Genomic DNA, 12,058 nt, shown 5'->3' on the forward strand with positions numbered 1-12,058 from the left:
AGCCCTGTGGAATACCGGACTCAGGAAATGGCAGTCAACTGATAGAGCTAACTGTCCAATAATTGGGGGTCAGTTCAGGCAGCGGGTGCCTCACTCAAAAAATTCAAGATAATAAGGATAATCTTGAATTTTGAGCAATCTTGATCATTTTTTGATCCAAAAATGGCCGCTTTAGCGGCCATTTCCTTGAGGTTTTTCATTTTTCTTTCTGACCTTCCAGCGCCTCCAGACGGGCCGCTAAGGCCTGGGTCTTGGCATCCGCCTTGGCTTTGCTCTTTGTCCCGACTGTATCGAAAAGATTCTGCCCATCACATAGACGAAAGTAGTGTTGGCGTGTTGCCGAGTGTTGAGTACTTGTTGTATTGTTAGTGTGTTATTGCTAAGAATCATTAAGGGATGCTACATGACCAGGATGTTTGCGATTTTTTTACTGTCAGTAATCAGTTTCGTTTCTCCGGCAATTGCTGATGAAGTTCTATTGCGAGTTGAAAGTACGGAAGTGGTAGCAACCGATTTTGGTCGCGAGATAGTTGGTATTGCCCATAATACAACGGACGCAAGCATCTCTTCAGCATCACTCACGTTCAATCTATATGATCACTCTGGTGCTAAAGTCGGTGAAGCACATGCGCATGGAAGCCACATTGAGCCAGGTGTGCCATGGCGGTTTCGCGCACTATTCACTGAACCTTCTGCCACTAGCTATCGCCTCGTGAATATTCTGGCGTTTTAACGTCGAATGGATAGCATATCTGGGGACATCGGCAACACAGAGGGGAGAATTCCCGTGGGGGCGAATTAACATTCCCACTTTCTCGGAGCGCTTGTACCACGTCAGATAGGGCTAATTGACTACTGTCGTCGAGGCACACATGCTCAAGCGCCTGTTTCTATTTCCAGGTAAGAAAAACTCTCAGCAAAGTCCCCAGGATGTCGATGGCTGGCTGATGCCTCTTTCGGGTAAAGAGCTTCTCGACCAGCCGTATCGCCAGCAGATTATTAAGACTCTCTGGGATCTAACCTCTCTGACGAAACCGGTATTCTGTCACTTCATTCAGACGCCATTGGAGCGATATGCCGAGCTTGTACAGCGTATACCAGCGTCTGAGTCTCATCATCATGCCTATGCCGGAGGTATGCTGGATCACACCTTAGAAGTGGTCAACTACGCCCTACGAATCCGACAGCATCACTTACTTCCCCCTGGTTCTTCTCCCGAAGCTCAATCCTCATCAAGCGAGCGTTGGACCATTGCAGTGGCATATGGGGCTCTGCTGCACGATGCAGCGAAACTGCTGGATATCGACATTTTTCTCAAGGATGGACGGGTGTGGCGGGTGTGGAATGGGTCTATCCCTGGTCCGTACCGTGTCAGGTATCGCAAGGGCCGTGACTATATGCTTCATCAAGCCAGCAACGGGCTATTCTGTAGTCAGATTCTCGACGGTAGGATCCTCGATTGGCTCTACGAAGACAACGCAGTGTTCAAGGAATTGATGTTTACCATTTCGGGGTACAGCAGTGAAGCGGGGGTCATCGGAGAAATCGTCAGCAAGGCGGATCGGGCCAGCGTGGCTAGTAATTTGGGTGGAGACCCAACTAAGGCCCTTCAAGCTCCAGTCGAGTCACTACAGCGCAAGTTAACCGACGCACTACGATACTTAGTCAAACAGCAACTTGCTCTCAATACACCCCGCGCCCCAGCATATTTGACCGAGGAGGCGCTGTGGATCGTTTCGCCCAGCGTGCCTAATCAACTTAAGGCGTACTTACTTGAACACGGGGTCGGTGGCGTGCCATCGAACACTACACGTATGTATGACGAGATGCAGGCTCACGGCCTGATCGAGGAGGCAGGGGAAGGAAAGTCGGTGTGGAAAGCAGACGTCCAGATTGAGGATTGGAATGCTACTTTGAGTTTCCTAAAAGTGCCCGCGTCTCTTATCTGGGGCGCAGGTGAAGAACGTCCCGCAGTGCTCAACGGAACGTTGACTGTTGTTGGTGCCAAGGCAACAAAGGACAGCGACAAGCCCAAGAAAGCAGAAGCTCCATCAAGATCAAGATCGCCTGAGCAACAGGCACCAACGGAAGCGAACCCCCAACAAGAAGCGGCACTATCGTCCCAGTCAGAGACGTCGGCACCGACAGGCGAGGTACTCGATCTCAAGGGAATGATGGCTTTGATCTCTGGCGAAGAAAGTTTGGAGTCTACTTCTGAGATAGCAGCACAACCTTCTGAAACAATAGATTCTAATGAATCCAATCTGAACATTAGCTCGGTAACGGTGAATGATAAGCCAGCAAAGGATAGTGAAGACGGTGAAACGCTAGGCACCCATGACTATGGCGAAAGTTTTGTGAAGTGGTTGCGCCAGTCGCTTGAAACCAATCGTCTAGTAGTAAATGACTCGAAAGCCCTCGTTCATGTCGTTGAAGGGACATATTTCCTTGTGAGCCCAGGGATATTTAAAAGGTTCTGTAACCTGACGTTTGGATCCGATCGGTCCTGGAACAAAGTTCAGCAACGATTTCAAAAGCAGGGGCTTCATCTCAAAACAGAACAGAAGTTGAATATTTGGGAAGTAAATGTCCGTGGCCCAAATCGCAGAGGCAACATCCTGAAGGGATACCGCCTTAAGCTAGACAGTGGTATTACCCCAACAAGTAACGATAACGTGTTTCTCTCTTTGATTAATGGTAAGGCGTTGGTCGAGGAGGATGCAGAGGATGCATAACTGCGACTTCCAACAAGTGCTTCAAGAGATGTTTGCAGAGCGTTGGCTTTCGCCGAAAACTCAGTCTAGCTATACAGGTCCAGTAAGTCTGTTTAGGCGTTATGTTGGCCAGCATGTACTACCAAGCGAAGTTAGTCGTCGAGATGTATTGAATTGGCGACTGGCCATCGTCAAATCTAGCAGCAATCCAAGCGGGATTGCTGAAAGCAGCTGGAACAATTATGCGAGGCATCTGAAGTCGTTATATAGATTCGGAATCTCTCACGATTTAATACAGTTGCAAACATCGCCTTTCGAAAACATGTTCCTGCGAGAAAAGAAGCGTGGGCGCAAGACACTGCGGGATATGGATATCGTGTTTGCGCGAGAGGCGCTGGAGCTTTGCCGACGATATGAGGTGGTGAAGGGGGAGCCTGCACCAATGCACCCGGCATGGTTCTGGCAAGTTGTTGTAGAGACGTTCTACCACACGGGGATCCGCTTGAATCAGTTGCTAAGCATCACACCGAGTGACATCCATCTCAAGCGACGTCGGCTAATTGCATCAGCGGAGGGCGCTAAAAACAACTATGAGGCGGTACTACCGATAACCGACGCGTTATCCCCCTATTTGGTTACGTTGATGACCTCAGCACAGGCTGCGGGTTGCAAACGATACGATCAGTTGTTCAATGTGAACCTTTTTTCGGTACGAACGAGACGGGAGACGATGGATGTGTGGCAAGTCGAACGATTCTTCAATCAACTTTCACGTTACTGTGGTAGCCGGGTTACTCCGCACCGATTCCGTCATAGCTTGGCTACTGATCTAATGCGCAGTAAGGGGAGGGACCTTTACCTTACGCAGCAAGTTTGTGGGCACACGGACATACGATCGACGATTGAGTACATCAGGCCGGACTTGGATACGCTCCGGGATTACCTTGAACAGCGGCACTCCCATAAGGAGCAGTCATTAAAGGATGCAGTGCCAGGCTGGAATAACCAGTACCTATCGTCGAGTTAAATTGGTGATTGATCAACTTGACAGGTAAGCAGGCGCATGGCAATAATGATCTTGCAAAGTGGTGGAAGGTCTTTGATCGGTAGTTTTTGTAGTCAACGAGTATCACATAGGTCGTTAGCAGTACTGATACCAGTGGAGTCATTTAGCTTTTTTGAGTCCACCAATTAACAACTGACTTGTAATCAGTAGGTCCCGGGTTCGACTCCTGGTGCCGGCACCATCAAACAGTACGCGAAATCAGCAGCTTACGAGCAAGAGTGGAACCCCCGCCTGGCGTGTCAGTAGACCTGACAGCTTCGTGAAATAGAGACAGATCATCAGCCTCACACTTGTTTCCATCTGGAACCGAGGTGAGGTTATGCGCGTTGTATCCGTTATTTCGACCAAGGGCGGGGTCGGCAAGACCACCGTCACAGCCAATCTGGGCGGCCTCCTGGCCGATGCGGGCCTCAGGGTCCTGTTCATCGACCTGGACAGTCAGCCGACGCTCTCCAGTTACTACCCCCTCCGCACCGAAGCCCCCGGCGGCACCTATGAGCTGATCGCGCTTAGCGACACGGCTCCCGACCGCGTCATATCGCAGACGGCCCATCCCAATCTGGATGTAGTGATCTCCAACGATCATGCCGGCCAGCTTCCTCAGCTGCTGCTCAACGCCCCGGACGGCCGTTTCCGGCTTGCCCAGCTGCTCTCCAATCTGTCGGGCTATGACCTCATCCTGATCGACACCCAGGGGGCGCGCTCCATCACGCTGGAGATGGCGGTCCTGGCTTCCGATCACGCTCTCTCTCCCATCACTCCCGAGCTGCTCTCTGCCCGTGAGTTCGTGCGTGGCACCGTTGGCCTGCTGCGCGATCTCGAGGCGCTCAGCCAGTTCACCCACCTCTCCGTTCCCCCCGTTTCCGTACTCGTGAATCGCCTGGACGAAACCGCCGATGCGCGGGGCATCCACCAGACGCTGGCAGAGATGTTCGCCGCCGGCGAGCAGGGCGTCACCGTCATGCAGAGCACCATCCGCGCCGGTGTCGCCTTCCGACAGGCGGCCAGTGCCGGGTTGCCGGCTCACCAGTTCGAGCCGCGCAAGCCCGTCGGCCGCAAGTCGCCCGCCGCTGCCGACCAGGTCAAGGCGATGGCCTGTGAGCTCAACCCAGACTGGCAGCCGTTGATCGACGCCATGGTCAGCACCACCGCCATGCAGGGAGGTTGCCACGATGAGTGCCATTGAGAACCTGGTCGAGCTCCGGGTGGCCGAGGAGCGCCCGGAAGCCGGTTATCTGCCTCCCCACAGCCTGGAGGCAGAGCAGTCGGTGCTGGGTGGGCTGCTGCTGGATAACGCCATGTGGGACGAGGTCGCCGACCGCCTGGCCCCTGCCATGTTCTATCAGCAGGCCCACCGCCTGGTGTTTCAGGCGATCCGGGAGCTGGCAGATCGCGACCAGCCGATGGATGTGGTGACCGTCTCCGAAGCGCTGGAGGAAGCCCACCAGCTGGAGCAGGTGGGAGGGCTCGCGTTTCTGGCTGAGCTGGCCCGCAATACGCCCAGCGCGGCCAATGTGGCGGCCTATGCCGAGATCGTGAAGGACCGCCATGCGCTGCGGCAGCTGATCCACACCTGCTTCACGCTGAACCAGCAGGCCCTGAACGCTCAGGGCCGCACGGCCGCCGAGCTGATCGAGGAGGCCGAGCAGAAGCTCTTCGCCCTGACGGAGGAGCGCCACGACCGGCTGAGCTCCATGAAGGAGATGCTGGGGGAGGCCATCAACGTCATCGATCAGGCCTTCAATGCGCAGGGTGGGGTGACGGGGATCCCGAGCGGCCTGAGCGAGCTGGACGCCATGACCGCGGGCTGGCAGCCGGGGGATCTCATCATCCTGGCCGGCCGCCCCTCCATGGGCAAGACCGCCATGGGGCTCGGCTTTGCGGAGCATGCCCTGATGGCAGAGGAGGATGCCGGTCCGGTCTTTATCTTCTCCCTGGAGATGCCCGAGTCGCAGCTGATGCTGCGGCTGATCGCCAGCCTGGGCGATGTCTCCCTGCAGAAGCTGCGCACCGGAAAGATGGAAGACGGGGATTGGCCCAAGGTAACCGCCGCGGTCAGTCGGCTCACCCAGCTGGACGGGAAGCTCTTGATCGATGATGCCTCGGGAATCACCGCTTCCAGCCTGAAGGCCCGCGCTCGCCGCATGACCCGCCGCTTCGGCCGCCCCTCAATGATCCTGGTGGACTACCTGCAGCTGCTTCAGGAGCCGGGCAGCGAAAACCGCACCCTCGAGGTGGGCAAGGTCAGCCGCATCCTCAAGGAAACCGCCAAGGAGCTGCGCACCCCGGTGATTGCCCTGTCGCAGCTCAACCGCTCCTTGGAGACCCGCCCCAACAAGCGCCCCTGCATGGCCGACCTACGTGACAGTGGCGCGCTGGAGCAGGATGCCGACGTCATCGCCTTCATCTACCGCGACGAGGTCTACCACCCCGACAACGAAGACAGCCACGGCCTGGCCGAGTTGATCCTGGGCAAGCAGCGCAATGGGCCCACCGGCACCGTGCACCTGGCGTTCCAGGGGGAGTCGGCGCGCTTCAAGCCGTTGGCCTGGCAGCATCAGGAGGTGACCCCATGAGCCAGTATCGCGTGCGCACACCCGAACCCCGTTCCCGGCTTTCTCAGGCGTTGGCTCAGGTCATGAACGAGACTCGCCAGCGTCAGCTTGAGGCTGAGCAGCAGGGGCTCTCATCTCTCGAGCATCTGATCTGCGTGGCTCAGGGACACAGCGGCCAGTCCCATCACCTGCGCCGCCTACTCCTCGCGCTCTACAACGGCGACAGCTGGCCTTTCGAGATGCAGCGGCTGCGCGGGCTCGACCCTGCCCTGCAGGCAGATGCCCTCGCGGTGATCCAGATGGCCACCTACAGCGGCCACGAGATCCACACCTTCATCGAGGGTGGTGATGCCTTGCTGAAACGCTTCTGGGAGATCGAGGAGGCCAAGGATGAGTAAGTCGCTGTCGGCAGCACGAGGGTGCAAGGGGATGCAGCGTCTGGTGCGCTATGCCGCCACCCGGGGGTGGGAGGTGCAGCGTACCAGCGGTGGGCACCTGCGGTTCAGCAAGCCGGGTTGTGCGCCGGTCTTCACCTCCTTTACCACCAAGGACCGCCGCGCCGAGCTCAATGCACGCTCCCAGCTGCGCCGCGCGGAGGGGCAGCAGAGGGGCCGCCATGAAGAGTGATTCCACTGTCATCAGCACCCAGGCGCCGCATGGCGGTGCCGCCTCCGTCCGCTTCGTCACCGAGGAATACCGCCGATGAAACGCCCGAGCGACCAGCAGCTTCGTGAGCGCCTGATGCAGCCCAGCCCCAAGCGTCAGGGGCAGCCCGTGGATGCCATGACACCGCCCGACCAGGAGATGGCCGTCTGGGTCACCCTGGACATGCTCAAGCCCTACGAGCACAACCCCCGGCAGGTCCAGAACCCCAAGTACGAGGAGATCAAGGCGTCGATCCGTGCAGCGGGCCTCAAGCACAAGCCCCCGGTCACCCAGCGGCCGGGCGAGAAGCACTACACCATCTGCGACGGTGGCAATACCCGCCTGCAGATCCTGCGCGAGCTCTATGAAGAGACCGGTGAGTCGCGCTTCCACGCCTTCTATGCCCTGTACCGACCCTGGCAGTCGGAAGTGAAGATGCTGACGGGGCACCTCAGCGAGAACGACAACCGTGGCCAGCTGCTTTGGATCGAGCGAGCCAAGGGCGTGATGGACGCCAAGGCGATGTACGAGGAGGAGAGCGGCGACACGCTCTCGCAGCGTGAGCTGGTCAAGCGCCTTGCGGAGGACGGCTACCAGGTGGCCCAGAGCCATATCAGCAAGATGCTCTATACCGTCGAGCATCTGCTGCCCACGCTGCCCAATACCCTCTACAGCGGCCTGGGGCGGCCGCAGGTCGAGAAGCTGATCAGCTACCGGGAAGCCTGCCGGCTGATCTGGGAGCGCTGCACCCAGGAGGTCGAGCCCCAGGGCTTTGCCGATACCTGGCACCAGACCATGGCCTGGTTCGATGACGAGGGCCAGACCGAGATGAACTGGGGCATCGTGGTGGATCGGCTTTGCGGCATGCTGGCCGACCACACGGGCGTGCACTTCAACGTCTGCGAGCTGACCCTCGATAACATCGTCACCTATCGCAAGCGGCGCTGGGACCTGGAAGAGCATCAGGCCTTCGAGGCCCTGGACGTTGAGTTGCAGCAGATGCGTGACCCCGACGCCCAGCCGCCCTCTCTCTATCCACCGCTGCCCGAGCCCGCCACGGGCGGTGCGCCGGTGGTGAAGGTGCCCGCTTCAGATCCTGGCCGTGAACCTCAATCTCAGCCGCAGACCGACCCTCAGGCCGAGCAGCTACCGTCGCCTCGGACCCTTAGCCGAGACGCGCCTACCGACGATGAGAGAGCAGAGAGCGCCGAGCTGCTTCGGCTGCGTGAGCAAGTAGCCGCGCTGGAGCGCGAAAAACAGCAGCTGAGCGAGTCACCGTCTCCCTCGGTGTCGGTATTCAGCGAGCCGGCATCGGAGGCTGACTCAGGGCCCATGGCGGCACCCGCAGAGGAGGCGGATGACTGGCCAGAGGGTGCAGCGCGGACGGAGGCCGAGCGGGCTGCCCGCCTCGAGGGGCTGACCCAGTCCCGCTGGGAAGAGACTCCAGGGAAGCGCGGCTACCGTCACCATCTGGCCAGCGAGCTCGGCGTGCCCAGCTTCGACTTCGAGCAGCTGGCTCCCCTGGCGGCACCGGTGCTCTCCGGTGAGACCACCCCGCCCATTGCCGACGTCTGGTTTATCGAAGGCGTCGAGGATGAGCCTCGCTCACTGCGTATTCGTATCCGTGAACTGGTGCAGGTCATCGCTCGCTGGGGCGGCTTCGGCGGCAGCGACGTGGTGATCGCCGATGACGACGGCATCGGCTTCGACCTCAACCCACTGCCCGAGGCGGCCGACCGCCGTGCCCGCTTCGCCTGGCAGGCGCTGGCCAGCCTGCGCGGCGAGCTCAATCCCGAGTACCCCGCCGATGCCACCCTGTGGGGAGCGCTGCTGGGCACCCATCGGGAAGAGGGCGCTGAGAGCGCCTGGGACGATGCGGTACTGCTTCGTTTCTTCCGTCTGGTGCGGCTGATTCGCCGCCTTCGTGAACACCTGCAGGGACAACAGGAGGCCCAGTCATGAGCTCTTCATCCGCCAACCTGAATCAGGCGCTGCTCAGCCAGGTCATGGGGTTTCTTCGTGAGGGCAACATGCGCCGTGCGCTGGCCCTCGGCTTCAGTGAGGATGAGCTGCGCACCCTGCGGCGACTGAGAGCGAGCGATATCGACTCGCTGGCCTGCGCAGGACCGGTGGTAGCGCGCTTCTCGGTGGATCACGCCGCACTGCGCGGCGTCCTGGCGCGCATCGATCGTGATCAGGACCGTGAGACCCTGATTGACCGCTGCCTGAGGCTGGGGGCCAGCGTCAGCATGATGGGCGCCTTCTTCGGCCTGACCGGCAACGACTGCTCGACGCGCCGTCAGCTGTTGGGCATCGCGCCGCGCCAGGGGCGGCTGGCGATGCCGCCGGAGCAGGCTGAGCACGATGCCTGGGAGCGCTGGCAGCATATCGCCCTGGACCCCAAAGCGACCGATGACCTGCAGGGTATGGTGACCCTCGCCGAGGAGACCGATATCCCGCTGGCGGTGGTGTGGCACCTGGTCAAGCAGTGGGTCGACCCCGGCCAGCCGCGCACGGCGCCGCCGGCCGAAGAGTGGGCGTCACCTGAAGGAGAGCGGTGATGGTGCAGCTTCGTGATGCCACTCGGAAGGGGCTGGATCGCCTGATTGGCCAGGCGGCTTCCGAGCTGACCCAGCGCCGGGGCGAGTCCCCGGCGTCCTCCGTTGTGAACGGTGAGGTTGGGCAGTCTGGAGAAGCCGCATCCTCGGGCCTCGATGGCCTGCTGTTCTTCGGGAACCCCCATGAGACCGTGCCGCGGTCGTTGCTGCTGGATCCGCGCCTCGGGCACGTCGACAAGCTTGGCTGGCAGATGATGCGCATGCTGGTCAATCCGGACCGAACCACCGCGGTGCCGACCTACGACGAACTGCAGCCCTTGCTGCGGGGGGCGCCGGGCCAGAAGGCGTCGAGGGCCACGGTCGCCCGCGTTATCGCTGTGCTTCGCCTGACCCGATGGGTCAGCCTCGGGCACCGGGCGCGCAACGCGCAGAACGGCCGCATTATCGGCAACGTCTATATCCTGCACGACGAGCCGCTCTCGCCCGCGGAAGCTTCGGTGCTGGATGCCGACTACGTGGAGTATGTGTGTCGCTGCCTGGATCACCAGAACAAGGTGGTCAAGGCCGTTGCTGCCATGGTGCTCGAGGAGCTCCAGGAGGCGGGAGCCCTGCATGAGCTGCCGACGCGTCTCGATACCATGGCCTCTCGGCCCAGGCAGGCCCAGCGCCGGTCGCCTGACAGGCATGACGCTGCCCAGTTCTCTACCGTGACTGACCAGAAGAACCAGGGCAGGCAGCCGAGTTCTCAGCGAGAACCCGGCCGAGTGCGCCGAGAGAACTCCCCTGGTTTTCAGAGAGAACCAAGCCTGGAATCAAAGGCTTGTCGGGCTGTCGAGGCAGTTCTCGATGAAAACTCGGGCAGTTCTTCCCGTACAGTACGTACTTCACACTGTGTAAAACCTACAGGTACCTCAGCCGTGAACCTGCACTGGCCGGCATGTCTCTCGATGGATGAGAGCGAACGCCAGGCGACTCAGCTGCTGATGGCGGAGCTGGCCGGCGACACCCAGCAGGCGATTCTCGACGAGGCGGCAGGGCGCGTGAGCGGTGGCTCGGTGCGAAACCCCAAGGGCTTCCTGCGAGGGCTGATCAAGCGAGCCATCGGTGGCGAGTTCGTGGCAACCGGCTACGCCCAGGCTCAGGCGGAGCGCCGGGCGGGGAGGGCGCCCCAGGGGGCTTCCGCCGCCGCCGAGCGGCCGGCAGCTCGAAGCGTACCGCCGTCCTCCCCCCGGACAGCGGAGCCGTCGATTGCCGAGCCGAGCACCACCTCGCCCGAGGAAGCCCAAGCCGCCCGAGAGCAGTGTCTGCGCTCGCTGGGGTTGTGGCCATCGGCCGGGAAAAACCCACTCAGCGGCCATTAACGATTCCCTTGTCTTCCCCGCATCAACTGATTGACAGTGCCTGCCGTACCGCGGACACACATCAGCATGAGGGCAACGCGACATGGCCGTTGATCGCCTGGGAGCACTGCGCAGCAAGATCGAGCTGACGCTACACACCCATCACGCAGCACGGATCTGGAAGGGGCGAGGCGTCGAGACAGGGCGTCCGCAGATTATCGGCATGCGGCAGTTTCTGCTGATCTGCGGTGCGATCAAGCAGAACGCCGCCAAGGATGACCCCTATGCGGATCACTGGCTGCTGCAGCTGGATGCCAAGCTCGCCGAGACGCGAGCTCAGCTGGACCAGCGCCTTCAGGAGCTGGATAACCTGCTGGCTCAGCTGCCGCCAGAGCTGGACGTGGAAGAGAATCTCAACCAGCAGCCCCTCAAGATTCCCGTCTATACGGGCGGCCAACACGGCTGGCTCGCTCTGCGCCTGCTGATCGATTTCGACCGCTTCGTCAGGCGCGTCATGCTTGCTCACCATATCGCCCTGATTGGCCGGCGACAGATGGAGGAATACGTCCGGGTGGGGGGGCACCTCCTGCGCAGCCTGTGCGCGAGCACCCAGAAGTACCCCGGCTTCAGCGGTGCCACCCGGGATGACTTTGCCGCCAACAATGCCAAGGCTCGAGACGCCATCGAGAAGTTCGGCGCACTCCCTGACGATGTGCTCTCCGGCAAGCGGCGCAGCGAGTTTGCACCGCCGATTGCCAAGCCAGCTGAGGCCGCGAGGGCCGGCAGCGACGGCGAGTCGAAAGGAGACTCACCGCCTTCCGCTGGGGAGCCAGGAGACGCTCCCTCGACGTGATTCCACTGGAATCACTTGATCGGCGGTGCCGGGGAGAGCTCCGGGGGTGATTCCACTGGAATCACCTGGGCGGTGGTGCCGGGGAGGTCTCTGGGGTGATTCCAGTGGAATCACTTGGGTGGCGGTGCAGGGGAGGCCTCCGGGGTGATTCCACTGGAATCACTTGATCGGCGGTGCCGGAGGAGGCCTCCGGGGTGATTCCACTGGAATCATCTGGGCGGTGGTGCCGAAGAGGCCTCCGGGGTGATTCCACTGGAATCATCTGGGCGGTGGTGCCGGAGGAGGCCTCCGGGGTGATTCCACTGGAATCACTTGTTCGGCGGTGCC

11 protein-coding genes are annotated in these 12,058 nt (G+C 60.3%); all 11 read left to right on the forward strand.

From position 1 onward, the window contains the following. Positions 1-403: 403 nt before the first annotated feature. Positions 404-733, forward strand: a complete 330-nt coding sequence (locus CPA45_RS20915) for an FxLYD domain-containing protein (RefSeq protein ID WP_096654966.1) — start codon at positions 404-406, stop codon at positions 731-733. A gap of 139 nt (positions 734-872) precedes the next feature. Further along, the gene (mobH, locus tag CPA45_RS20920) at positions 873-2,735 is read left to right on the forward strand and encodes a MobH family relaxase (protein WP_096654968.1); all 1,863 of its coding nucleotides are present in this window, start codon (positions 873-875) and stop codon (positions 2,733-2,735) included. Further along, entirely contained in the window at positions 2,728-3,741 is a 1,014-nt protein-coding gene (locus CPA45_RS20925) for a tyrosine-type recombinase/integrase (protein WP_165771598.1), read from the forward strand. Before mobH ends, CPA45_RS20925 begins: the two co-directional genes overlap by 8 nt. A 358-nt stretch (positions 3,742-4,099) precedes the next feature. Beyond that, positions 4,100-4,966: a ParA family protein gene (locus CPA45_RS20930; RefSeq protein WP_096654972.1), complete on the forward strand. Its 867-nt coding sequence runs from the start codon at positions 4,100-4,102 to the stop codon at positions 4,964-4,966. After that, the gene (gene dnaB, locus CPA45_RS20935; protein ID WP_096654974.1) at positions 4,953-6,356 is read left to right on the forward strand and encodes a replicative DNA helicase; all 1,404 of its coding nucleotides are present in this window, start codon (positions 4,953-4,955) and stop codon (positions 6,354-6,356) included. The genes CPA45_RS20930 and dnaB overlap by 14 nt, the downstream gene beginning before the upstream one ends. Further along, positions 6,353-6,733 (forward strand): DUF7673 family protein, encoded by a 381-nt coding sequence (locus CPA45_RS20940; protein WP_096654976.1) that lies wholly within the window; start codon positions 6,353-6,355, stop codon positions 6,731-6,733. Before dnaB ends, CPA45_RS20940 begins: the two co-directional genes overlap by 4 nt. Then, entirely contained in the window at positions 6,726-6,962 is a 237-nt protein-coding gene (locus CPA45_RS20945) for a hypothetical protein (RefSeq protein ID WP_096654978.1), read from the forward strand. Before CPA45_RS20940 ends, CPA45_RS20945 begins: the two co-directional genes overlap by 8 nt. A gap of 75 nt (positions 6,963-7,037) precedes the next feature. Further along, on the forward strand, positions 7,038-8,942 hold the full coding sequence (locus tag CPA45_RS20950; RefSeq protein WP_096654980.1) for a ParB family protein: 1,905 nt from the start codon (positions 7,038-7,040) through the stop codon (positions 8,940-8,942). Next, on the forward strand, positions 8,939-9,541 hold the full coding sequence (locus tag CPA45_RS20955) for a DUF2857 domain-containing protein (RefSeq protein WP_096654982.1): 603 nt from the start codon (positions 8,939-8,941) through the stop codon (positions 9,539-9,541). The genes CPA45_RS20950 and CPA45_RS20955 overlap by 4 nt, the downstream gene beginning before the upstream one ends. Beyond that, the gene (locus CPA45_RS20960; protein ID WP_096654984.1) at positions 9,541-10,899 is read left to right on the forward strand and encodes an STY4528 family pathogenicity island replication protein; all 1,359 of its coding nucleotides are present in this window, start codon (positions 9,541-9,543) and stop codon (positions 10,897-10,899) included. Before CPA45_RS20955 ends, CPA45_RS20960 begins: the two co-directional genes overlap by 1 nt. 82 nt (positions 10,900-10,981) lie before the next feature. Beyond that, complete coding sequence (locus tag CPA45_RS20965; protein ID WP_023004985.1) at positions 10,982-11,731, forward strand: PFL_4669 family integrating conjugative element protein; 750 nt, start codon at positions 10,982-10,984, stop codon at positions 11,729-11,731. Positions 11,732-12,058 lie beyond the last annotated feature (327 nt).

This window comes from Vreelandella nigrificans (assembly GCF_002374315.1).
Lineage (GTDB): Bacteria > Pseudomonadota > Gammaproteobacteria > Pseudomonadales > Halomonadaceae > Vreelandella > Vreelandella nigrificans.